Source organism: Micromonospora sp. PLK6-60 (assembly GCF_019890675.1).
Lineage (GTDB): Bacteria > Actinomycetota > Actinomycetes > Mycobacteriales > Micromonosporaceae > Micromonospora.
This window is the reverse complement of record NZ_JAIOAA010000007.1, coordinates 245,172-267,429: the sequence shown is the minus strand read 5'-3', so window position 1 is coordinate 267,429 and position 22,258 is coordinate 245,172. Positions and strand designations below refer to the sequence as shown.

The window sequence follows — 22,258 nt, the reverse complement described above, 5'->3', positions numbered from 1 at the left end:
CGTCGCCGGCGCATCGTCGGCGAACGAATAGTTGCCCCTCAGAAACGATTCACAAACTGTGAATCAAGCCACTCACGGAACCGGTTCACCCAGTCGCCGTCCGTGGTGGGCCAGTCGAAGATGCCGGTCATCGCCAGTACGCCGAGCACCACCGCGCCCAGGCCGAAGAGGATGCCGAACAGCGCGTCCGTCTTACCGGCGATGTGCCGCCGCCGGGTGGCGATCAGGCCCAGCACGGACAGCACCGCGCCGACCGCGCCCAGCCCGATGCCGTACCCGGCCAGCGCGCCGGTCAGCACGAACAGCGCGCCCGCCACCCCGAGGATCAGGCCGAGCGTGGCAAGCAGGCTCGCCCGTGGCTTCGGCCCGGCGGCCACCGGGGCCCCGGCCCGGGTCCGGTCGAGGTCCGCCTCCCGGCGGTCGACCACCCCGTCACCGTCGAGGTCGGCGCCGCGCCGGTCCGGCACACCGTCGCCGTCGAGATCGGTGGGGCGCCGCCCGACCACGCCGTCGCCGTCGAGATCGGTGGGGCGCCGCCCCACCACGCCGTCGCCGTCGAGGTCGGTGGTGCGCCGCCCCACCACGCCGGCGCCGCCGACCCGCCGCCGGTCCGGCACGCCGTCGCCGTCCAGGTCGGCACCGCGGCGTCCCCGGTCCAGGTCCGCGCGCTCCCGATCCAGGTCCGCGCGCTCCTGCGCCAGGTCGGTGGTGCGCTCGGTGGCCGGATCGGTGGTCGCGGCGCCGGTCACCGGGGCGGCCGGCGCGGTGCTGCTGCGGTACGTGGCCCGGTCCGCCTCCCGGTCGGTGACCCGGGGCCGGCCGGCGGTCGGGTCGGTGACCCGGGGCTGCGCGACGGTGTCGTCGGCGGTGGAGTCGGCGACGCGGGGCTGCGCGGCGGTGGAGTCGGTGACCCCGGACCGCGTTGCGGTGGAGTCGGTGACCCCGGACCGCGTGGCGGTGGAGTCGGTGACCCCGGACCGCGTGGCGGTGGAGTCGGTGACGCGGGGCTGCGCGGCGGTCCGCTCGGTGTCCGCCGGTCGCTCGACGGTATCCATGGTGGCCGTCGCGTCGTCCGCGTCGACGCGGCCGTCGCCGTTCACGTCCCGGTCGGACGCCGCCTTGTTCCGGCGTGACAGCAGGGGAAAGTTCATCTCGACACCTCCTCGTCCATGCGTGGAGGCCTCGGAGGCGCCGCGGCTGCCACGCGGTTCTGCGGATGACGTACCCAACCGCGCCGTTTGCGACACCCGACGCCGCCGCCCACGGCACCCGAGCCCTGAGTTGGGCGGCGGGTGGCGTGTGGCGGCCGGCGTTGCCGCTGTCCGCGCTGCCCGCCGCCGTGCGGCGCGCCCAGGTCGGCCAGGGGTCGGCCCGGCCCACCGTGATGATCAGGGGCAGGATCGCCCGGGGCCGGCGGGGTCGGTGTCGCACGCTTTGCTCTGCTTCAGCGGAGGCAACAGGCACGCGGCGTGAGCGGGTGGTCGGCCGGGCGCGCCGCGTGTCCCGGGTGCAACGGCTGGTCAGCGCGGTGTTGCGTGGGCTGAAGCAGAGCAAAGGCGGCGGCAGGGGTGTGTCGGGGTCCGTCTGGGTGGCTACGAAGAGTGGTCGGTGCGCGCCGAGTCAGCACCTCGTGCCGCCCGGACTACCCTTGGCGTCGTGCCAGAGGGACACACCATCCACCGCCTGGCGGCCCGGCACGCCGCGCTGTTCGCCGGCGACAAGGTGCAGGCCGCCAGCCCGCAGGGCCGCTTCGCCGAGGGCGCGGCCCGGCTCGGCGGCACCGTCCTGGAGAGCACCGAGGCGTACGGCAAGCACCTGCTGCACCACCACGCCGGGGAGCTGACCCTGCACGTGCACCTCGGGCTGTACGGCAAGGTCACCGACGGTCCCGGCGAGCCACCGCCCCCGGTCGGCCAGATCCGGTTGCGGCTGACCAGCGACGCGTACTGGCTGGACCTGCGCGGGCCCACCGCCTGCGAGGTGCTCACCCCGCCCGAGGTGGCCGCGCTGCGCGCCCGGCTCGGCCCGGACCCGCTGCGCGGTGACGCCGACCCCGAGCGGGCGTACGCCCGGATCCGGCGCAGCGCGACGCCGCTGGCCGCCCTGCTGCTCGACCAGTCGGTGGTGGCCGGCACCGGCCTGATCTTCGTCACCGAGGCGCTGTTCCGGGCCGGGCTGCCGCCGCTGCTGCCCGGCCGGGAGCTCACCCCGGCCGGCTGGGCGGAACTCTGGGCCGACCTGGTCGAGCTGATGACCGTGGCGGCGCGGCACGGCCGGATCGACACGGTCCGCGACGCGCACCTGCCAGCGGCGATGGGACGCCCACCCCGGGTGGACCGGCACGGCGGCGAGGTGTACGTCTACCGTCGGCCCGGCGCGCCCTGCCACGTCTGTGGCACCAAGGTCAGCCGGGGTGAGCTGGTCGGCCGCCACCTCTACTGGTGCGCCACCTGCCAGGCCGGTTGACCGAGGGCGACGGCCCGACCGCCGGGGCCGGCCCGCCGGTCCGGCGTCCGGGGACCGCTCACTCCTCGCCGAGCAGCCAGCGGACCACCTCGATCTGGTGCGGGAAGACCTGCCCCGCGCCGATGCTCCACGCGGTGCAGTGCACGATCGTCCAGCCCCGGACCCGCTCCCGGTCCAGGCCCAGTTCGGCGCTGAGCCGGTCCAGCCGGTACCGGACGGCCGACGGGGAATGTCCCAGCTCCATCCCGCGTACCAGCGGCACCGGGGCGAACTCCCGCTCGCCGGCCAGCGGCTTCGGGTCGATCGCCAGCCACGGCTCCCGGTCGGACCGGAGGATGTTGCCGGCATGCAGGTCCTGGTTGACCAGCACCGGCTCGCCCTGACTCGACACCAGCTCGGCCAGGATCGCGAGGCCGGTGTCCAGCAGCCGCCGGTCGTACGGGCGGCCGGCCTGCGCCCACTGGGCGGGGATCCGCTCCGCCCAGCGGGCCGCCTCCTCGGCCAGCGGGGTGAACCCCGCGCCGGCCGGTACGCCGAGCCGGGGCAACAGGTCGACCGCCGCCGCCAGCGCCGCGTCGGGTGGCAGCTCGTACAGCGGGGTGCCGGGCAGGCAGCGCTCCACCAGCAGCGCCCGGCGGGCCGGGTCGTGCGCGAGCAGCCGGATCGCGCCCCGGCCGGCCCAGTGCGCCAGCGCCGCCGCCTCCTGCACGCTGTCGTCGTCCGGGTACTGGAGTTTCAGCACCGCCGGCATGCCGTCCGGCAGTTCCGCCGGCACCGCCAGCGACGCGAAGGCCCCGCCGTACGGCCGGCCCACCCGCAGGTCCCACCGTTCGACGCACTCCGCCAGCAGGCCCGGCAGCGCCGCGCGCCACGCCCGGCCGGCCGGGATCCGCTCGGTCCACCGCAGGCTCTCCGGGATCTCCACCCGGTCATCCTGACGCGCCCCACGTCGGGTCCGCTGACCGGTCCGCCGGCGGTCCCGCGCCGCCGGCGGACCGGAGTCCTCAGCGCAACCGGCGGATGTCGCCGTACGCCCGGTAGAAGCCGCCACGGCCGGCCTCCCGGAGCTCGGTGACCAGATAACGCGCCCCGGCCTCCCGGATGCCCTTCGGGAACTGCACCGACCAGCCCCGGTCATACCCGTCGGAGAGCACCCGGACGCGCAGCCGGCCGCCCTCGTCGACGCACTGCACCACCACGCCGCCGCGGGCGTCGCTGGTCACCTCCACCGACGCCCAGGCGGCCGGCTCGGGCAGCCGGGCCGGTGCCTTGACGTCCACCACGTCGGGCACGCTGCCCGCCTCGGCCGCCCGGATCGCCGGCTCGCTGGCGTCGATGCAGGCCAGGTGGCCGCTGGTGGTGACCACGTAGAGCCGCTCGTCGTGATATTGCATCGAGTACGCCGAGCCGCAGCCGGTGCCGAGCTTCCACAACCGGGTGCCGGCTTCGTCGAAGCAGTAGATCGAGGAGGCGCTGTCGCCGGCGAAGACGTACCGGCCGCCCTCGGCGGTGGCGCAGGAGAAGACCGCGGCGTCGCAACGGTACGTCCGCTCGGCCCGGCCGTCCTTGCGCAGTCGCACCACCTCGCGGGTGCCGGTGCCGGCGAACACGGTGTCGCGCTCCTGCCAGCCGAAGAGCACCGACCCGGTCCGGGTGTGCCACAGCTCCCGGCCGGTCCGCCAGTCGTAGCCGGTGACCCCCTGCGAGTGGCCGTGGTAGAGCGCGTCGGTGTCGCAGCGCACCATCCACGCGGAGCGGCCCCGCCCCGCCCGGCGCCAGAGGAACTCGTCCTCGTGGTCGATCGCGGCGATGCCGCCGTCCCGGTCGGAGACACCCAGCACGCCGTCGTGGATGTCCAGCCAGTAGATGTCGATGTCCGGGGCGATCGCGTACGCCGCGCGGGGCACCTTGCCGGAGAGGTCGTAGACGTTGCCGTCGTCGCAGCCGGCGTAGATCCAGGCGTCGTCGGCGACGATGCACTTGACCCCGTCGGGGAGCCGGACCTGGTTCAGCACCCGGGCGTCGTGGTCGAGCGTGGTGATCACCCCGTGCTCGTTGCCCACCAGGCAGCTCTGCCCGTCGACGAAGATGCCGAACGCGGGCGCGCCCGAGGCGTACCGCCAGAGGACGGGGGCGGTGCGGGCGGTGGAGCGGGTGCTGACGATCTGCCGGCGGGAGACCGTGCGCTTCTGGCGTACGCCGGGCACCGCCGGCGCGTACCCCTTGCGGACCTTCTCGCCGATCTTCTTCGCGGCGGCGGCCCGGGCGCGGGCGTTGTCCGGATAGCTGGTGGTCTTGACCTGGCCCTGGTCGCCGATCCGGCCGTAGCGCACGGTCATCGCGGTGTCGGCCACCACCACCTCGTAGAACTTGTGCGCCCCACCGTCCACTTCGGACAGTTCGAGGTAGGTCGTCTCCTGCGACATGGTGATGCCTCCGAGGGGAAGTGCCGGACCCGGCAACGCGACTGCCCGCACAAGCTAACGCCACCCCCCGACAAGATCAGGGGGTGTTAAGCGGGGGCCCCGCCTATGCAAAAGGCGTTAACAAGGTGCCCTTCCTTACCGGGCGAGGGCGTCGACGGCCTTGCGGGCGGCGATCAGCACCGGGTCCCACACCGGCGCGTACGGCGGGGCGTAGCCGAGATCCAGGGCGGTCATCTCGTCCACCGTCATCCCGTTCCACAGCGCCACCGCGAGGGCGTCGATCCGCTTGGCCGCCTCCGACCAGCCGACGATCTGCGCGCCGAGCAGCCGGCCGGTGGGCCGCTCCGCGATCAGCTTGACGTGCATGGTCCGCGCGCCGGGGAAGTAACCGGCCCGGTTGGTCGACTCGGCCACCACCGAGACGAACTCGAACCCGGCCGCGGCGGCGTCCCGCTCCCGCAGGCCGGTGCGCCCCACCTCCAGCTCGCAGACCTTGGTCACCGCGGTGCCGATCACGCCCGGGAAGGCGGCGTACCCGCCGCCGATGTTGATCCCCGCGACCCGTCCCTGCTTGTTGGCGTGGGTGCCCAGCGGGATGTGCACGGGCAGCCCGCTGACCCGGTGCAGGCTCTCCACGCAGTCGCCGGCCGCCCAGACGCCGGGCACCCCGGGCACCCGCATCCGCCGGTCCACCCGGATCGCGCCGCTGGGGCCGAGCGGCAGCCCGGCCGACTCGGCCAGCCCGACGTTGGGGCGTACGCCGAGCCCGAGGACCACCACGTCGGCCGGCACCGGCCCCTCGGCGGTCTCCACCGCGGCGATCCGCCCGTCCCGTTCGGTGAGGCCGGTGACCGCGAGGCCGGTGCGGATCTTGATGCCGACGCCCCGCATCGCCTCGGCGACCAGCTCGGCCATGTCCGGGTCCACGGTGGACATCGGCTGGTCGGCCTGCTCCACGAGGTTGACCGACAGGCCGCGCTGGATCAGCGACTCGGCCATCTCGACGCCGATGTAGCCGCCGCCGATGACCACCGCCCGGCGGGGCCGGGGCTCACCGTCCAGCCAGGCCCGCAGGGCCGCCCCGTCGTCGAGGGTCTGCACCCCGAAGACGCCGGGGACCGGGGTACGCGCCCAGTCCGGCGTGATCGGCACCGCGCCGGCGGCGTAGACCAGGCTGTCGAAACCCTCGCGGAGCTCGCGGTCGGCGTCCAGGTCCCGGGCGATCACCTCGCGGCGGTCCAGGTCGATGCCGGTGACCTCGTGCCGCAGCCGCACCTCGATGTCGAACGACTCCCGGAACGTCGCCGGATCCCGGGCGACCAGCTGGTCCCGCTCCGGCACCACCCCGCTGATCCAGTACGGGATGCCGCAGGCCGAGTACGAGGTGAAGTGTCCCCGCTCGAAGGCCACGATCTCCAGGTCGTCGCGGGCGCGGCGGCGTCGGGCCTGGGACGCCGCGGCCATCCCGGCCGCGTCCCCGCCGATCACGATCAGCCGTTCCGCCACGCCGCCCATCCTGTCACGCGGGCGATCATTCCGGGCACAGCTCAGCCGCGGGTCTGTCGGGCGACGTCGGCGACCACGTCGACCAGCCGGCCGGTCCGGGCGAAGATTGCCCGCTGCCGGGCCGCCCCGCTGCCGTGCCGGCGCAGCCCGCCGAGCAGGTCGGTCACCGTGGCCAGGTCACCGTGTCGCTCCAGCTCGGGCTTGAGCCGGTCGACCAGCCGGTCCAGCAACTCCCAGGTCGGCCGCAGCTCGCCGTCGATCACGTCCACGCCGTCGCCCTCCAGGCCGTCGTGGGCGGCCCGCCAGTGCGCGGCGACCAGCAGGTGGTGGTCGGTGTTGATCGGCGGCCGGCCGGCCTCGATGTCCGCCATCGCGGTCGCCACCAGGGCGCGGACCAGGGCCGCCACCAACACGGTGTCGTCCAGCGAGGGGCAGACGTCGCCGATCCGGATCTCCACGGTGGGATACTTCGCGGACAGCCGGGCGTACCAGTAGAGCATCCCCTCGTCGAGCATCACCCCGGAGGCGATCAGCTGCCGGATCAGCCGCTCGTAGTGCTCGTGGGAGGTCAGGAACGGGGTCGGCGCGACCGACGGCCAGCGTTCCCACTCCACCGACCGCCAGCTCGCGTAGCCGGTGTCCTCGCCCCGGGCGAACGGCGAGTTGGCGGTCACCGCGGCCAGGATCGGCAGCCACGGGCGGACGTGGTTGAGCACCTGCACGCCGGTCTCCTGGTCGGGGACGCCGACGTGCACGTGCATGCCGTTGTTGCCGGGCCCCGGCACCAGCAGCCGGAACCGCTCGATCATCCGGTCGAAGCGGGGCTTGTCGACCACCGGTGGCACCGGGCCGTCCACCGGGCCGGTGCCGATCGCGAGCAGCCGTACGCCGGCCCGCTCGGCCGCCTCGGCCAGCGCCCCGCGCAGCACCCCCAGCGAGTGCCGGATCGAGGACAGCTCCAGGCCGGGCGGGCTGCCGATCTCGATCTGGCTGGTCTGGAACTCCCGCTCCACCTGCCCGCGCAGCTCCGCCGGCACCTGCTCCATGACCAGGTCGACGGCGGGCACGGCCGACCCGACGTGCGGGTCGACGAGCAGGAACTCCTCCTCGACGCCCACGGTGAGCAGGTCGCTCCCGACCGGCGTCGCCACCTGGCGCTCCGCCACCCCGCCCGCCATGGCCACCACCGTCCGTTCCTGCCGGTCGCGGCGCGCCGCCGCGATGTCGACGGCAGCATTACCCAGGGTGTCGTTCGGGGGAAACGTTCCGGTTCGGAGCGGGCTGCCCGGATGCTTACGATGGGCCGGTCGATCCGGTACGGCGCGGCCCGGCACCGGGAACCGGCGGCCCGAGGGAGGTCCGGGTGACCGCTGACGACGCCCCGCGCGGGGTGACGGCACGGCGGGACTGGCGGCGGCAGGTGCCCCGGGTCTTCGCCACCCTGCTCTGGGTCCTCGCCACCGTCTGCGCCCTGGCCGCGTTGAGCAGCGCGTTCCGCGCCGACGTCCAGCCGGTCCGGACGTTCATCGACACCCTGCTGCTGCCCGCGCCCGCCAACCTGGCGTACGCGGTCTTCCTCGGCACGCTCGCGGCGGCGGTGCTGCGTCGCAAGCGCCTGGCGTACCGGGTGCTGGTCGGGTACTTCTCGCTCAGCCTGGTGGGCGGGCTGCTGGCCGGCGTGCTGCTGGCCGTGGTGGGTGCGGACCGGCTCACCGACGACACCGGGCGGCGGGTCTTCAACCTGATCGAGACGGTCGGCGTCTGGGTCGGCGTCGGGTTCGCCGCGCTGGCGCTGGCCCTGCTGCTGGCGGCCCGGCGGGAGTTCTACGCCCGGGTGCGCCGCGGCAGCGCCTGGCGCGCGCTCGGCGTCTTCGGCGGGCTGGCGGCCGTCGCGGTCGGGCTGGGCTACCTGCTGCTCCTGGTCGAGCCGGGCAGCCTGCACGGCTGGCCGGGCCGGCTCGGGTACGCCGTCGAGAAGGTGTTCGGCGGCGCGGTCACCCTGGACGTCACCCGGCGGGGGTCGGCGCCGGGCTGGGTGAACCTGCTGCTCGGCGCGTTCGGCGCGGTCGCCCTCGTGGCCGGGTTGTTCACCCTGCTGCGGTCCCAGCGGGCTGCCGCGGTGCTGCACCCGGAGGAGGAGGAACGGATCCGGGCCCTGCTCGCCCGGCACGGCGGGCGGGACTCGCTTGGCTACTTCGCCACCCGGCGGGACAAGGCGGCGATCTTCTCGCCCAGCGGCAAGGCGGCCGTCACCTACCGGGTGGTGAACGGGGTCAGCCTGGCCAGCGGCGACCCGATCGGCGACCCGGAGGCGTGGGGCCCGGTCATCGCGGCGTGGCTGGAGCAGGCCCGCGCGTACGCCTGGACCCCGGCGGTGATCGGCACCAGCGAGGCCGGGGCCCGGGCCTACCACCGGTACGGGCTGAAGGTGCTGCACCTGGGCGACGAGGCGATCCTGGTGGCCCGCGAGTTCGACCTGGACGGCCGGGACATGCGCCCGGTGCGGCAGGCGGTGCACCGGGTCGAGCGGGCCGGTTACACGGCCCGGGTCCGCCGGCACGCCGACATCCCGCCGGGGGAGCTGGCCGAGGCGGCCCGGCTCGCCACCGGCTGGCGGGACACCGAGAACGAGCGGGGTTTCTCGATGGCGCTGGGCCGCCTCGGCGATCCGGCCGACGGCGACTGCGTACTCGTCGAGGCGGTCGACCGGGACGGGCGGGTCCGGGCGCTGCTGTCGCTGAGCCCGTGGGGCACCGACGGGCTGTCGCTGGACCTGATGCGCCGGGACCGGGCCGCCGAGAACGGGATCGTGGAGTTCATGGTGGCAGCGCTGCTCGCCGCCGCCCCCCGGTTGGGCGTCGAGCGGGTGTCGCTGAACTTCGCGGCGTTCCGCGCGGTCTTCGAGCAGGGCGCCCGGATCGGCGCCGGCCCGGTGATCCGGCTCTGGCGGGGCCTGCTGCTGTTCTTCTCCCGCTGGTGGCAGCTGGAGTCGCTGTACCTGTCCAACGCCAAGTACCAGCCGCACTGGGTGCCGCGCTACCTGTGCTTCGGCGAGCGCCGGGAGCTGGCCCGGGTGGGCCTGGCGGCGGTGGCCGCGGAGGGCTTCCTGGCGCTGCCCGGCGGCCGGCCCACCCCGCTGCGCGGGGTGCCACCGGCCGGCGGCGGCGTGCACTACGTGCCGCCGTCGGCCGCGACCGTCCACCCGGTCGCGGCGGAGCCGGCCCCGGAGCGCCGCCCGGAACAGGCCCGGGTGCGGGAGGCGAAGCTGGACCGGCTGCGCGCCGAGGGCGTCGACCCGTACCCGGTGAACTATCCGCGGACCGCGTCGTGCGCGTCGGTGCGGGAGCGGCACGCGGGCCTGGCGCCGGACACCGGCACCGGCGAGACCGTCGCGGTGGCCGGCCGGGTGGTGCTGGTCCGCGACCACGGCGGGGTCTGCTTCGGCACGGTGCGCGACGGCAGCGGGGACCTGCAACTGGTGCTGGAGCACGACCTGGACCGGTGGCGGGCCACCGTCGACATCGGCGACCACGTCGGGGTCACCGGCGAGGTGTACGCGACCCGGCGCGGCGAGGTCTCGGTCCGGGTCACCGACTGGCGGCTGACCGCCAAGTGCCTGCGCCCGCTGCCGGACAAGCACCGCGGGCTGGCCGACCCGGAGGCCCGGGTCCGCCGCCGCTACCTCGACCTGGCGATCAACCCGGAGGCCCGGGAGCTGCTGCGGGCCCGGGGCGCGGTGCTGCACAGCCTGCGCGGCACGCTGGCCGGGCGGGACTTCCTGGAGGTGGAGACGCCGATCCTGCAACGGGTGCACGGCGGCGCCAACGCCCGGCCGTTCGTCACCCACAGCAACGCGTACGACCTGCGGTTGAGCCTGCGCATCGCGCCCGAGCTGTATCTGAAGCGGCTCGCCGTGGGCGGGGTGGAGCGGGTGTACGAGCTGGGCCGGGCGTTCCGCAACGAGGGTGTCGACCACAGTCACAACCCGGAGTTCACCGTGCTGGAGGCGTACCAGGCGTACGCCGACTACCACGCCATGCGGGAGCTGGCCCGGGAGCTGATCGTGGCGGCGGCGGTGGCGGTGCACGGCGCGCCGGTGGTCCGCCGGCCCGGCACCGACGAGCCGGTGGACATCGGCGGCGAGTGGCCGGTGCGTACGGTCGACGAGGCGGTCTCCGCGGCGCTGGGGGAGGAGGTCACCGCGGACACCGGGCCGGCCGTGCTGCGCAAGCTCGCCGACCGCGCCGGGGTGTCGTACGACCCGCGCTGGGGCCGGGGCGAGGTGCTGCTGGAGCTGTACGAGCGGCTGGTCGAGGCGCGTACCGGGGCGCCCACCTTCTATCTGGACTTCCCGACCGACACCTCGCCGCTGACCCGCCGGCACCGGGCCGATCCGCGGCTGGCCGAGCGGTGGGACCTGGTGGCGTTCGGGATGGAGCTGGGCACCGCGTACTCGGAGCTGATCGACCCGGTCGAGCAGCGGCGGCGGCTGACCGAGCAGTCGCTGCGGGCAGCTGGCGGCGACCCGGAGGCGATGGAGCTGGACGAGGACTTCCTCACCGCGCTGGAGTACGCCATGCCGCCCACCGGCGGGCTCGGCCTGGGGGTGGACCGGCTGGTGATGCTGCTGACCGGCCGGTCGATCCGGGAGACACTGCCGTTCCCGCTGGTCCGGGAGTCCTCGTGAGCCGGGCCCGGTCCGCGCCGGCCGCCGTGCTGGTGCTGGCGGCGGTGCTCTATTCCTCCTGGCTGCTCGGGCCGCTGCTCAACCCGGCGCTCGGGCTGGCCAACGGGTACGCCAGCGAGCTGGCCGCCCGGGACCAGCCGTACCACCTGGTGTTCGGGCTGGGGGACGCGCTGACCGGGCTGCTGGCCCTCGGCGTCGGCGTGGCGCTGGCCGGCCGGGTCCGGGGCGTCGCCCGGATCGCCTGGCTGGGCCTGGCGGTGTTCGGGGTGGCCACCGCGCTGGACGGCGGGTTGACGTCGATGGACTGCGCGCCGACGACCGACGACCGCTGCGCCCGGCTGGAGCGGCTGGGGGTGCTGTCCTGGCGGCACGAGGCGCACACGGTCAGCTCGGCGCTGGCGGTGGCCGGTGGAGTGGTCTCGCTGGTCGCGATCCTGGCCGTGCTGCGCGCGCCGCGCTGGCGACGGTGGGGGATCGCGGTGGCGGTGGTGCTGCTGGTCGGCACGGTCGCCACCCTGCTGGAGTCGGCGTACCCGGACGGCGGGCTGGGCGCCTGGCAGCGGGTGCAACTGGTCGGTCTCTCCGGTTGGCTGCTGCTGGCCGGCGCGGTCGCCGCCCGCCCGGACGTGCTGGCCGTCCCGACGTGACAGCGGGTACTAGCCTGGCCCCCGTGCCGGGAACGCTGTCGGTGGTGACGAGTCTGTGGGCGTACGCGCTCACCGGCCTCACGCTGCTCGCGGACCGTCCCGGCGACCTCCTGGCCGGCGCGGCGATGGTGGCCGCGCTGCTGCTCACCGCCCTGCTGGCGGCCCGTCCCCGGGCGCCGCGCGGGCCGGCCCGGGTCGGTCGCGCGGCCGGCGTGCGGGACCGGGCCCGGCGGCGCGGGGTGCCCCGCCAGGTCGATCCCGACGCGGCGGGCCGGCCCCGCCCCCGCGCGCCGGGTCACCGCCCCTCGGTCGGGTGGCGTCCGGTCGCGTTCTGACCGGGTACGCCGCCGCCCGACCGGTTCCGTCGTCATCCCTCCCGTCACCGCCTCCGGTGGTCGCCCTCGTCTGGCGCCCCGGCCGGTCGGCGGGAGCGTCCGGAATCGACCGAGGGGTCTTCCCATGTTCGCCTTCGCACCGCTGTCCACCGCGGCCGGCGTCGCCGGCGCCGCCGTCGCCTGGCTCGCCGACACGCTCACCCCGCTGACCGGCGGGGCGGCCACCGCCGCCGCCGTCGTCCTGTTCACCGTCGCCGTCCGCCTGCTGATCTCCCCGCTGACCGTCGCGCAGGTCCGCGGCGAGCGGCGCCGCGCGGCGCTCGCGCCCGAGGTCCGCCAGTTGCAACGCCGGTACGCCGGTGACCCGGCCCGGTTGCAGTCCGAACTGTTCGCGCTCTACCGCCGGGCCGGGGCCAGCCCGGTGGCCGGCTGCCTGCCCACCCTGCTCCAGGCGCCGTTCTTCCTGGTCATGTACCGCCTCTTCGGCACCGGGGACGGCGGCGCGGGGCTGCTCGACGAGCGGCTGGCCGGGGTGCCGCTGGGCTGGCACCTGGGCGACGGGCTGACCGGCGGGGTGCTCGCCGTGTTCGGCGTGCTGGTGGCCGCCCTGCTGGCGCTGGCCTGGTTCTCCTCGCGGCGGATGCGGCGGGCCGGGGCGGTGACGGGTGCCCCGGCCGAGGGGCCGGGCGCGGCGGTGCTGGGTCGGGTGCTGCCGCTGCTGCCGTACGGGACGGTGCTGGTGGCGCTGGTGGCGCCGCTGGCCGCGGTGCTCTATCTGGTGACCACCACCGGCTGGACGGCGCTGGAGCAGGTGGTGCTGCGCCGGCCGGCGGTCGGGGTCGGCTGACCGGGCGGCCCGGCGGGACGGGGTGTCTGGACAGAAACAGTTAACAGTCCTAATAATAAACCGGCACGCTGACATGCACGGCCGTCGATGCCGCCGGGAGGGCCCATGAAACTGTCCAGATCCCTCGTCCTGTCCCTGGTCGCCGCCCTCGCGGCGACGGTCGGCGCGGCCTGGGTCACGCTGCCCGCGTACGCGGCCGGGGTGACCGCCGGTTTCGTCAAGACCGCCGACTGGGGCAGCGGCTGGGAGGGGAAATACACCATCAACAACGGGGGCGGCAGCACCCTCACGTCCTGGACGCTCTCGTTCGACCTGCCCGCCGGCACCACCGTCGGCACCTACTGGGACGCCCTGCTGACCACCTCCGGCCAGCGGTACACGTTCACCAACCGGTCCTGGAACGGCACCGTCGCGCCCGGCGCCTCGGTCTCCTTCGGCTTCGTCGCCAGCGGCGCCGGCTCGCCGGGCAACTGCCAGCTCAACGGCGCGTCCTGCGGCGGCGGCACACCCAGCCCGACCCCCACCAGCCCCACGCCCAAGCCGACCAGCCCCACGCCCACGCCCACGCCCACCCCGACGCCCACCGTCCCGCCGCCCGGTGGGCTGCCGAAGCACCTGCTGACCGGCTACTGGCACAACTTCGACAACCCGGCGGTCGAGCTGCGGCTGCGCGACGTGCCCGCCGAGTACGACATCGTCGCGGTCGCCTTCGGCGAGGCCACCACCGTCCCCGGCGCGGTCGCCTTCGCGGTCGATCCCGGGCTCGCCGCGGCGCTCGGCGGCTACACCGACGCGGACTTCACCGCCGACGTCCGCGCCCTGCGCGCCCAGGGCCGCAGGGTGATCCTGTCCGTGGGCGGGGAGGCCGGCCGGGTCGCGGTGAACGACGCCGCCTCGGCCACCGCCTTCGCCGACACCACGTACGCGCTGATCCAGCGGTACGGCTTCGACGGCGTCGACATCGACCTGGAGAACGGCCTCAACCCGACCTTCATGGCACAGGCGCTGCGGGCGCTGCGGGCCAAGGTCGGGGCCGGGCTGATCATCGCGATGGCCCCGCAGACCATCGACATGCAGTCACCCGCCGGCGGCTACTTCAAGCTGGCGCTGGACATCCGGGACATCCTCACCGTGGTGAACACCCAGTACTACAACTCCGGGGCGATGCTGGGCTGCGACCAGAACCGGGCGTACAGCCAGGGCAGCGTCGACTTCATCGTCGCGCTGGCCTGCCTCCAACTGGAGAGCGGTCTGCGCCCCGACCAGGTGGGGCTCGGCCTGCCCGCCGGACCGGGGGCGGCCGGCGGCGGGATCGTCGCGCCCAGCGTGGTCAACGCCGCGCTCGACTGCCTCGCCCGGGGCACGAACTGCGGCAGCTTCCGGCCGCCGCGCACCTACCCGGGCATCCGGGGCGCGATGACCTGGTCGATCAACTGGGACGTCAGCAACGGCAGCGGGTTCGCCCGGACCGTCAAGCCGCACCTGGCCACCCTGCCCTGAGCGGCGGGCGACGCGGCGTACGGTCAGCGGCCGGCGGTCATCGACTGCCGGTCGCGCCGGCGGCGGATCTTCTTCGCCGCCCAACTGACGATCATCACCGCGAAGACCGCGAAGATCGCGTAGTTGAACCAGCTGCTGTACCGGTCCACGTCCTCCCAGCGGGAGCCCAGCACGTATCCCAGGCCGACGATCAGGGTGTTCCACACGCCGCTGCCCAGCGTGGTGAACAGGACGAACTCCGACATCCGCATCCGGTTCGCGCCCGCCGGCACCGAGACCAGGCTGCGCACCACCGGCACCAGCCGGCCGATCAGCACCGCCCACCGGCCGTGCCGCTCGAACCAGCGGTCGGCCTTCTCCAGGTCCGACCGGTCCACCAGCGGGATGTGGTCCAGCCAGCGCTTCAGCCGTTCCTCGCCGAGGGCGGCGCCGAGCCAGTAGAGCACCAGCGCGCCGACCAACGAGCCGACGGTGGCGGCGAGCACGATCAGCACCACGTTGAACCGGCCCTCGTGGGCCAGGTAGCCGGCCATCGCCAGCACGATCTCGCTGGGGATCGGCGGGATGATGCTCTCCAGCGCCACCAGGAAGGCCACGCCCGCCGCGCCGAGCGAGTCGATGACGCTCGCCACCCACCCGGTCAGCCCGGTGAACTGGGCCGGGTCGACGTCCTGGGCGAGGGCCATGGCCATCCCTTCCGCGGTCTCCTGGGGATCCGGGAAAGGTACCCGCGCGCCGGCCCGTCACACCTGCCGGTGATCCACCCCACCGGCGGGCGGCCTCACGGGTGCAGCGCGCCGTCGGCCGGGCCGGTGCGCCAGCCGGTGAACCGCACCGCCAGGCCGCCGCGGCTGGGCGAGCAGCAGTACGGCCCGGCCGAGGCCACCGCGTCCGGGGGCAGCGGCGCGAGCCGGACCAGTCGCCACGGCTCGCCGGCCACCCGGGCCCGTACGGTCAGCGCGTCCCCGGCCCGGCTGACCCGGACGGTCACCGCCCGGCCGGTCCACTCCGGCACCGGCGCGACCGACCAGTCGGAGAACTCCCGGGTCACCACCGCGCCGAGCTGCGGCCGGCCGTCGCTTACCTCGACGCCGGCCTTGACCCAGTGCCGCTCGTCCACCCGGACCAGCACGCCGGCCTGGTCGAACTGCTCGCCGTAGTCCAGCTGGAAGGTCACCTCGACCGCCCGGCCGGTGGGCAGCGGGGCGAGCAGCGCCGAGGCGTCGTCGTGCACGAAGCCGTAGCTGGTGTGCCGCCACAGGTCACTGCCCTCGGCCGGCTCCACCACCAGCTCGCCGGCGTCGGTGCGGTCGGCGCGTACCGGGGGGTTCAGCCAGCTGCCGTCGGCCCAGCCGACCGGCCGGGTGGTCGCTGCCTCGTCCATGCCGGGATCCTCCCACCCCACGCGCACCTGAGTGGACCGGCGTTCACGTTTGCCGGGCCGGCGGATCGGAGAAGTTAACCGGGCATGGCTGACAGGTGGTACTCGGAGGCGGTCGTCTACTGCCTCGACATCGACACGTACGCGGACTCCGACGGCGACGGCGTCGGTGACATCCCGGGCCTCATCAGTCGCCTCGACTACCTGGCCCGGCTCGGGGTGACCTGCCTCTGGCTCAACCCCATCCACCCGTCGCCCAACCAGGACGACGGGTACGACGCCACCGACTTCTACAACGTGGACCCGCGGCTGGGCACGCTCGGCGACTTCGCCGAGCTGCTGCACCAGGCTCGCAACCGGGGCATCCGGGTGATCATCGACCTGGTGGTAAACCACACCTCGGACCAGCACCCCTGGTTCCAGTCGGCCCGCTCGTCGCCCGACTCCCCGTACCGGGACTGGTACGTCTGGGCCGACGAGGAGCCGTCCGACCGCCACCAGGGCATGGTCTTCCCGGGTGAGCAGCACGAGACGTGGAGCTACGACCGGACGGCGAAGGCCTGGTACTACCACCGGTTCTACAAGTTCCAGCCGGACCTGAACATCAACAACCCGAAGGTGCGCGAGGAGATCAAGAAGATCACCTCGTTCTGGCTCCAGCTCGGCGTCTCCGGCTTCCGGATGGACGCGGTGCCGTTCATCATCGAGCAGACCGAGCCGGGCAACCCCAACTCGCCGAAGGACTTCGACTTCCTCAGCGACCTGCGCCAGCACGTGCAGTGGCGGCGCGGCGACGCCGTCCTGCTGGCCGAGGCGAACGTCGAGCCGGACGAGCTGCCGACCTACTTCGGTGACGGCAGCGGCTCGGGCAACCGGATCCACATGCTCTTCGACTTCATGCTCAACGGGCGGCTGATGCTCGCGCTGGCCCGGGAGGACCCGGAGACGATCATCGACGCGCTGCGGGACACCCCGGTCCTGCCCACCGGCGGGCAGTGGGCCACCTTCCTGCGCAACCACGACGAGATCGACCTGTCCCGGCTCACCGCCGACCAGCGCAACGACGTGCTGGCGAAGTTCGGCCCGGACGAGCACATGCAGCTCTACGGCCGGGGCATCCGGCGCCGGCTCGCGCCGATGCTCGGCAACGACCGGCGGCACATCGAGCTGGCGTACTCGCTCCAGTTCTCGCTGCGCGGCACGCCGGTGCTGCGCTACGGCGAGGAGATCGGCATGGGCGAGGACCTCTCGCTGCCGGGCCGCGACGCCATCCGTACCCCGATGCAGTGGTCGTACGAGCCCAACGGGGGCTTCTCCCAGGCCGAGGCGGAGAAGCTGGTCCGGCCGGTGATCGACAAGGGCGACTTCAGCTACGAGAAGGTCAACGTGACCGCCCAGCGCAAGGACCCGCGGTCGCTGCTCGGCTGGTTCGAGCGGATGATCCGGACGCTGCGCGAGGCGCCGGAGGTCGGTTCCGGCTCGACCACCCACATCGACGTGCCGATGCCGCGCGGCGTGCTCGCGCACCGGGCCGACGGCCCGACCGGCACCATGGTCTTCCTGCACAACCTCGGCACCGAGGACGTCGAGGTGGACCTGAGCAGTGTGCAGGCGGAGGCGGAGCTGCCGATAGACGTGCTCTCCGACCGGGGCTACCCGGAGGTGGGCAAGCTGGATCGGGTCGCGCTCGCCGGCCACGGCTACCGCTGGATCCGGCTGCGCCGCACCTGGTAGGACGACCGCAGGCCGTCGCCCACGGCCCGCCGCCGGTGCTCGGCGGCGGGCCGTGCCGCGTACGGCTGGGTTAAGCTCCTCCGATCGAGCCACAAGTTACCGGGAGGTAGTCATGTCGGAGGAGCAGCGGGTCGCCATCGTCACCGGCGCCGCGCGCGGCATCGGTGCGGCCACCGCCCGGCGGCTGGCCGCCGACGGGCTGGCCGTCGCCGTGGTCGACATCGAGGAGTCGGCCACCAAGGAGACGGTGGAGGCGATCACCGCGGCCGGCGGCCGGGCCCTCGGCGTCGGCGCGGACGTCGCCGACCGGGCCCAGGTCGAGGCCGCCGTGCAGCGGGTGGCCGCCGAGCTGGGCGCGCCGACCGTGCTGGTCAACAACGCCGGTGTGCTCCGCGACAACCTGCTGTTCAAGATGACCGACGCCGACTGGGACACCGTGCTGGGGGTGCACCTGCGCGGCTCGTTCCTGTTCAGCCAGGCGACGCAGAAGCACATGGTCGAGGCGAAGTGGGGCCGGATCGTCAACCTCTCCAGCACCTCGGCGCTGGGCAACCGCGGCCAGGCCAACTACTCGGCGGCCAAGGCCGGGCTCCAGGGCTTCACCAAGACCCTGGCCATCGAGCTGGGCCCGTTCGGGGTGACCGTCAACGCGGTCGCGCCGGGCTTCATCGTCACCGAGATGACCGCCGCCACCGCCGCCCGGATGAAGGTCAGCTTCGAAGACCTCCAGAAGCACGCCGCCGCCGAGATCCCGGTCCGCCGCACCGGCCGCCCGGAGGACGTCGCGCACACCGTGTCGTTCCTCGCCAGCGAGGGCGCGTCCTTCGTCTCCGGCCAGGTCATCTACGTCGCCGGCGGCCCCAAGGACTGACCGGGCGCCGGGTGCGGCAGGTGGGCGGTCCTCGGCGGGGGATGCCCCGGTATGCGGCAGGTGGGGCGAACCCCGGCTGGGGATGGGCCGATGTGCGGCGGGTGGGGCGGTCCCGGGCGAGCCAGGCGGTGGCCGGGCTGGCCGGTGGGAACGACGTGGCCGGTCGCCCGCCGTGCGCCGGTGCCGGCGGATCCCTTCGTGAGCGTGATACCTCTCGGGTATCAATATGACTCTGAGGTATCAGGCTCGCGCAGGCCCAGGCTTCCCGACCGCGACACGCCCGACGGATGAGCCGATGCCCGCCAGGTGGTGTCCGGCGGGCCGCCGACGGGCCTACCCGTGGGCGCGGGCTACCGAGGCGGGACTCGCCCGGCGCGCGAGCGGGACTCGCCCGGCGCGCGAGCGGGACTCGCCCGGCGCGCGAGCGGGACGGTCAGGTGGCGGTGGTGCGGGTGCGCCAGAGCCAGAGCAGGCCGAGGACCGGCAGCACCAGCGGCACGTAGCCGTACCCGCTGCCGAACTGGGACCAGACCGTCTCGTCCGGGAAGAGCTGCCGGTCGGCCAGGCTGAGCACGCCCACCCCGAGCACCCCGACCAGCTCGATCGAGCAGCAGAGCAGGGCGGTCCGCCGGCCGGCGTGCCCGGCCCGGGCCAGCCCGACCGCCGCCACGATGTAGATCAGCGCGGCCACCGCGGAGAGCAGGTACGCCACCGGCGCCCGGTCGAACTTGGTGGCGATCTGCAAGCCGGCCCGCGAGGTGGCCGCGATGGCGAAGAGGATGTAGATCGCGATCAGCAGCCGGCCCGGCCCCCGGTTGGTCGCCTGCGGCTCAGCCACCGACCACCTCCCAGGTCTGCTGGAGGCGGACCACGACCACCGGGGTCACCAGGCAGATCGCGCAGACGATCGCGGAGCCCCAGCGGGTCGGCTCCATCCGGGCCAGCACCCAGGCCAGCGGCGGCAGGCAGACCAGGGTCACCAGATAGCCGAAGAAGGCGCCCGGCTCGCCCGGCCGCTCGCCGCCGCCGAGCGCGACCAGCGCCACCACGGCGAGGCCGAGCAGCGCCAGTTCCAGCAGCGCCAGGCCGGCGAACTGGATCCGGTCCGGGGCGCGGTGCCGCAGCGTCGCCACCAGCGCCCACCCGGCAAGTACGAGCGACAGCACGATGCCGGCCGTCGCGAGGAGCCCGTGCACCGGCGAGCCGGCCGCCGCGGCGCTGGTCATCGGCGCCATCCCGGCGCGGTACGGTTCACCGGCACAGCCTACTAAGCCGCGTAGTAGCGACCGCCGCCCGGCTCTCCCGCCGGGTCGACGCCCGTCGGCCGGGCCGCCCGGCTCTCCCGCCGGTCGCCGCCCGTCGGCCGGGCCGGCCGGATAGCGTGGGATCACGGTCACCGGCGCAGGCCGGGGCGGAGGACGACGGCTGGGGGATGCGTGCTGCGGTTCGGCTTGTTCGGCACCGGTCACTGGGCGGCGGAGACGCACGCCGCGGCCATCGACGCCCACCCCCGCGCCACCCTGGCCGGGGTCTGGGGCCGCAACCCGGAGCGGGCCGGCGCGCTGGCCGCGCGGCACGGCGTACCGGTGTTCCCGGACGTGGACGCGTTGATCGACGCGTGTGACGCGGTCGCGGTGGCGTTGCCGCCGGACGTGCAGGCCGACATCGCCTTCCGGGCCGCCACCGCGGGGCGGCACCTGCTGCTGGACAAGCCGCTGGCGCTCAGCCTCGCCGACGCCGACCGGGTGGTCGCCGCGGCGCAGCAGAGCGGCGTCGCCTCGGTGGTCTTCTTCACCCAGCGGTACCACCCGAACATCACCGGCTTCCTGGCCGCCACCGCCGCGGCGGGCGGCTGGCAGCACGCCCGGGGCACCCAGTTCGCCTCCATCTTCCAGCCCGGCAACCCCTACGGCGAGTCGCGCTGGCGGCACGAGAAGGGCGCGCTGTGGGACATCGGCCCGCACGCCCTGTCGCTGGTCCTGCCGGTGCTCGGCCGGGTCACCCGGGTCGCCGCCACCGACGGCCCGAGCGGCCTGGTCCACCTGCTGCTCACCCACGACGGCGGCGCGACCAGCTCGCTGTCGCTCACCCTGGACGCGCCGCCCGCGGCGGTCACCCGGGACTTCGTCTTCTTCGGGGAGAACGGCGTCGAGGTGGTCCCGCCCGGCGACGGCAGCGCGCTGACCGCCTACGGCACCGCGATCGACCAGCTGCTGGAGGAGATCGACGCCGGCACCCGGGACCACCGCTGCGACGTACGGTTCGGCCGGGAGGTGGTGGCGGTGCTGTGGGCCGCCGAGGTCGCCCGCGCCCAGTCCCGCACCGTCGAGGTGTAAGGAAGGGCCCCCTGTTAACGCATTCGGTAGTAGCGGGGCCCCTTATTAACACCTGCCGCGCCGGGCATCCGCCTGCCGCGCGGGGGCACGGTCCGGCAGGCCGGGGGCGCGTGGGGTGGGGCGGGCGCCGGGTGGGCGCGTGCCGGCGGGCGAAATTGCGTCGCCGGGCAGCGACCGGGCGACTAGCCTGGCCGACATGTTCGCGCACGCCCTGATCAACGTGGCCGCCGCGCCGGCCACGGGGGGCCTTCTCCTGGTCGCCCGTCCGTGGAACCGGCGCCCGGCCCTGGCCGGCCGGGACGCTCGCCGCGCCTGACCTGACCTGATCGGCCGCCGCCGCCCCGTGACCGGGTGCGGCGGCCGCCCTCGCGCGCGCCGACGCGTACCGCCGACCGCCCAGGGTCGTCCGAGTCCCGATCCGCTCGGACAGGCCCCGCTCCGCGCTGCCTGTCCGTACCGCCGCCGTCCGGCGGCAGACAGGACGATCTCCGTGGCGCCCCGCCGTACCCGCACCACCGCACGCGACCGGACCCGTCGCGTACTGTCCCAGAATTTTCTCGCCGACCCGGCCGCCGTCGCCCGCGTGGTCCGCGCGGCCCGACCCGACCCCGGCGACCTGATCGTCGAGGTCGGCGCCGGGCGTGGCCAGCTCACCCGGCCGCTCGCCGCGGCCTGCGACCGGCTAATCGCGTACGAGGTGGACCCCGCCGTCGTCGACGAGCTGGCCGGCGTCGGGCGCGACCATCCGGGGGTGACCGTCCGGCACGCGGACTTCCTCGCCGCCGACCCGCCGGACGAGCCGTTCGCCGTGGTCGGCAACATCCCCTGGTCGCTGACCGCCGCGGTGGTCCGGTGGTGCCTCGCCGCACCGGGGCTGCGCGCGGCGACCCTGCTGACCCAGCTCGAGTACGCGCGCAAGCGCACCGGCGAGCGCGGCCGGTGGAGCCGGCTGACCGTGTCGACCTGGCCCGAGTACCACTGGCGGCTGGCCGGGCGGGTGCCCCGGGCCGCGTTCCGCCCGGTGCCCGCCGTCGACGGGGGGATCCTGCGGATCGACCGCCGGCCCGAGCCGTTGCTGTCCCGGGCCGCGCTGCCGGCGTACCGAAGGATGGTGGAGCTGGGCTTCGGCGGGGTCGGCGGCTCCCTCGCGGCCTCGCTGCGGACCGCTCACCCGCGGGCCCGGGTGGACGGCGCGCTGCGGGCGGCCCGGCTCGACCCGGCCACCCCGGTCGGGCTGGTCTGGCCCGAGCAGTGGCTGGTGCTGTTCCGCCTGCTGCACGCCCCCCGCTGAGCGCTCAGGCGAGCGTGGCGAGCGCCCGGTGCAGCTCGGCGGGATCGTCGAACTGGTCCGCGGGCAGCGCCATCAGCAGCTGCAACAGCTCGGTGCTGGCGCCGTTCTCCTGGGCCCGGCGGAGCACGTCCTCCCGGGAGACCGGGTAGTCGAGCCCGGCCAGGTACTCCTGCATCTGCGCCCCGCTGACGGTCATGCCCACCGGCTACCCGCCCGCCGCGCCCGCACACC

At 74.8% G+C, this 22,258-nt stretch carries 20 protein-coding genes; 10 read left to right on the top strand and 10 right to left on the bottom strand.

The window, feature by feature from the left end; all coding sequences use genetic code 11:
* Positions 1-38: 38 nt before the first annotated feature.
* Positions 39-1,151, bottom strand: a complete 1,113-nt coding sequence (locus K7640_RS16575) for a thrombospondin (RefSeq protein ID WP_222955732.1) — start codon at positions 1,149-1,151, stop codon at positions 39-41.
* A gap of 505 nt (positions 1,152-1,656) precedes the next feature.
* On the opposite strand from K7640_RS16575, the gene K7640_RS16570 reads away from it, so the two are divergent.
* Positions 1,657-2,466, top strand: a complete 810-nt coding sequence (locus K7640_RS16570) for a DNA-formamidopyrimidine glycosylase family protein (RefSeq protein ID WP_222955731.1) — start codon at positions 1,657-1,659, stop codon at positions 2,464-2,466.
* 58 nt (positions 2,467-2,524) lie between these two features.
* On the opposite strand, the gene K7640_RS16565 is transcribed toward K7640_RS16570, so the two are convergent.
* The 4 genes from K7640_RS16565 to K7640_RS16550 form a co-directional block, all read right to left on the bottom strand.
* Entirely contained in the window at positions 2,525-3,391 is an 867-nt protein-coding gene (locus K7640_RS16565; RefSeq protein ID WP_222955730.1) for an aminoglycoside phosphotransferase family protein, read from the bottom strand.
* 79 nt (positions 3,392-3,470) lie between these two features.
* Entirely contained in the window at positions 3,471-4,892 is a 1,422-nt protein-coding gene (locus K7640_RS16560; protein ID WP_222955729.1) for a WGR domain-containing protein, read from the bottom strand.
* Positions 4,893-5,027: 135 nt separating this feature from the next.
* On the bottom strand, positions 5,028-6,398 hold the full coding sequence (locus K7640_RS16555; RefSeq protein WP_222955728.1) for an FAD-dependent oxidoreductase: 1,371 nt from the start codon (positions 6,396-6,398) through the stop codon (positions 5,028-5,030).
* A gap of 41 nt (positions 6,399-6,439) precedes the next feature.
* Entirely contained in the window at positions 6,440-7,576 is a 1,137-nt protein-coding gene (locus K7640_RS16550; RefSeq protein ID WP_255609252.1) for a glutamate--cysteine ligase, read from the bottom strand.
* 185 nt (positions 7,577-7,761) lie between these two features.
* Here K7640_RS16550 and lysX point away from each other — a divergent pair, with 185 nt between their 5' ends.
* The 5 genes from lysX (at position 7,762) to K7640_RS16525 (ending at position 14,414) form a co-directional block, all read left to right on the top strand.
* Positions 7,762-11,085, top strand: coding sequence for a bifunctional lysylphosphatidylglycerol synthetase/lysine--tRNA ligase LysX (lysX, locus tag K7640_RS16545; RefSeq protein ID WP_308042572.1), 3,324 nt, complete (start codon positions 7,762-7,764; stop codon positions 11,083-11,085).
* Complete coding sequence (locus tag K7640_RS16540; RefSeq protein ID WP_222955726.1) at positions 11,082-11,732, top strand: DUF998 domain-containing protein; 651 nt, start codon at positions 11,082-11,084, stop codon at positions 11,730-11,732. The genes lysX and K7640_RS16540 overlap by 4 nt, the downstream gene beginning before the upstream one ends.
* Before the next feature lie 23 nt (positions 11,733-11,755).
* Positions 11,756-12,067, top strand: coding sequence for a DUF6412 domain-containing protein (locus K7640_RS16535; protein ID WP_222955725.1), 312 nt, complete (start codon positions 11,756-11,758; stop codon positions 12,065-12,067).
* Between the two features lie 124 nt (positions 12,068-12,191).
* Complete coding sequence (locus tag K7640_RS16530) at positions 12,192-12,914, top strand: membrane protein insertase YidC (RefSeq protein ID WP_222955724.1); 723 nt, start codon at positions 12,192-12,194, stop codon at positions 12,912-12,914.
* Between the two features lie 105 nt (positions 12,915-13,019).
* Entirely contained in the window at positions 13,020-14,414 is a 1,395-nt protein-coding gene (locus K7640_RS16525; RefSeq protein WP_222955723.1) for a chitinase, read from the top strand.
* A gap of 23 nt (positions 14,415-14,437) precedes the next feature.
* Here the strand turns inward: K7640_RS16525 and K7640_RS16520 are convergent, their stop codons facing one another.
* Together K7640_RS16520 and K7640_RS16515 are read right to left on the bottom strand one after the other, a co-directional pair.
* Positions 14,438-15,100 carry a DedA family protein gene (locus K7640_RS16520; protein WP_222955722.1) on the bottom strand — a complete coding sequence of 221 codons (663 nt, stop codon included), beginning with the start codon at positions 15,098-15,100 and terminating at the stop codon, positions 14,438-14,440.
* A 95-nt stretch (positions 15,101-15,195) separates the two neighbouring features.
* Entirely contained in the window at positions 15,196-15,798 is a 603-nt protein-coding gene (locus K7640_RS16515; protein WP_222955721.1) for a DUF1349 domain-containing protein, read from the bottom strand.
* A gap of 84 nt (positions 15,799-15,882) precedes the next feature.
* Between K7640_RS16515 and K7640_RS16510 the strand changes: the two genes are divergently transcribed.
* Both K7640_RS16510 and fabG read left to right on the top strand, forming a co-directional pair.
* A complete protein-coding gene (locus K7640_RS16510) occupies positions 15,883-17,529 on the top strand; it encodes an alpha-amylase family protein (RefSeq protein WP_222955720.1) in 1,647 nt (548 codons plus the stop codon).
* A 112-nt stretch (positions 17,530-17,641) separates the two neighbouring features.
* Positions 17,642-18,400, top strand: coding sequence for a 3-oxoacyl-ACP reductase FabG (fabG, locus tag K7640_RS16505; protein WP_222955719.1), 759 nt, complete (start codon positions 17,642-17,644; stop codon positions 18,398-18,400).
* 433 nt (positions 18,401-18,833) lie between these two features.
* Here the strand turns inward: fabG and K7640_RS16500 are convergent, their stop codons facing one another.
* Positions 18,834-19,238, bottom strand: a complete 405-nt coding sequence (locus K7640_RS16500; RefSeq protein WP_222955718.1) for a hypothetical protein — start codon at positions 19,236-19,238, stop codon at positions 18,834-18,836.
* Positions 19,231-19,635: a hypothetical protein gene (locus K7640_RS16495; protein WP_374198095.1), complete on the bottom strand. Its 405-nt coding sequence runs from the start codon at positions 19,633-19,635 to the stop codon at positions 19,231-19,233. The genes K7640_RS16500 and K7640_RS16495 overlap by 8 nt, the downstream gene beginning before the upstream one ends.
* A gap of 201 nt (positions 19,636-19,836) precedes the next feature.
* On the opposite strand from K7640_RS16495, the gene K7640_RS16490 reads away from it, so the two are divergent.
* On the top strand, positions 19,837-20,736 hold the full coding sequence (locus K7640_RS16490) for a Gfo/Idh/MocA family protein (protein ID WP_222955716.1): 900 nt from the start codon (positions 19,837-19,839) through the stop codon (positions 20,734-20,736).
* A gap of 490 nt (positions 20,737-21,226) precedes the next feature.
* Positions 21,227-22,027, top strand: coding sequence for an ErmE/ErmH/ErmO/ErmR family 23S rRNA (adenine(2058)-N(6))-methyltransferase (erm, locus tag K7640_RS16485; RefSeq protein WP_222955715.1), 801 nt, complete (start codon positions 21,227-21,229; stop codon positions 22,025-22,027).
* Between the two features lie 4 nt (positions 22,028-22,031).
* On the opposite strand, the gene K7640_RS16480 is transcribed toward erm, so the two are convergent.
* Positions 22,032-22,223, bottom strand: coding sequence for a DUF2795 domain-containing protein (locus K7640_RS16480; RefSeq protein WP_222955714.1), 192 nt, complete (start codon positions 22,221-22,223; stop codon positions 22,032-22,034).
* Between the last annotated feature and the right edge of the window lie 35 nt (positions 22,224-22,258).

Coding starts and splice junctions, on each gene's coding strand:
- K7640_RS16495 (WP_374198095.1), bottom strand. CDS start 19,635: ATGGCGCCGATGACCAGCGCCGCGGCGGCCGGCTCGCCGGTGCACGGG.
- K7640_RS16520 (WP_222955722.1), bottom strand. CDS start 15,100: ATGGCCCTCGCCCAGGACGTCGACCCGGCCCAGTTCACCGGGCTGACC.
- fabG (WP_222955719.1), top strand. CDS start 17,642: ATGTCGGAGGAGCAGCGGGTCGCCATCGTCACCGGCGCCGCGCGCGGC.
- K7640_RS16480 (WP_222955714.1), bottom strand. CDS start 22,223: ATGACCGTCAGCGGGGCGCAGATGCAGGAGTACCTGGCCGGGCTCGAC.
- K7640_RS16560 (WP_222955729.1), bottom strand. CDS start 4,892: ATGTCGCAGGAGACGACCTACCTCGAACTGTCCGAAGTGGACGGTGGG.
- K7640_RS16575 (WP_222955732.1), bottom strand. CDS start 1,151: ATGAACTTTCCCCTGCTGTCACGCCGGAACAAGGCGGCGTCCGACCGG.
- K7640_RS16515 (WP_222955721.1), bottom strand. CDS start 15,798: ATGGACGAGGCAGCGACCACCCGGCCGGTCGGCTGGGCCGACGGCAGC.
- K7640_RS16525 (WP_222955723.1), top strand. CDS start 13,020: ATGAAACTGTCCAGATCCCTCGTCCTGTCCCTGGTCGCCGCCCTCGCG.
- K7640_RS16550 (WP_255609252.1), bottom strand. CDS start 7,576: ATGGCGGGCGGGGTGGCGGAGCGCCAGGTGGCGACGCCGGTCGGGAGC.
- K7640_RS16530 (WP_222955724.1), top strand. CDS start 12,192: ATGTTCGCCTTCGCACCGCTGTCCACCGCGGCCGGCGTCGCCGGCGCC.
- K7640_RS16510 (WP_222955720.1), top strand. CDS start 15,883: ATGGCTGACAGGTGGTACTCGGAGGCGGTCGTCTACTGCCTCGACATC.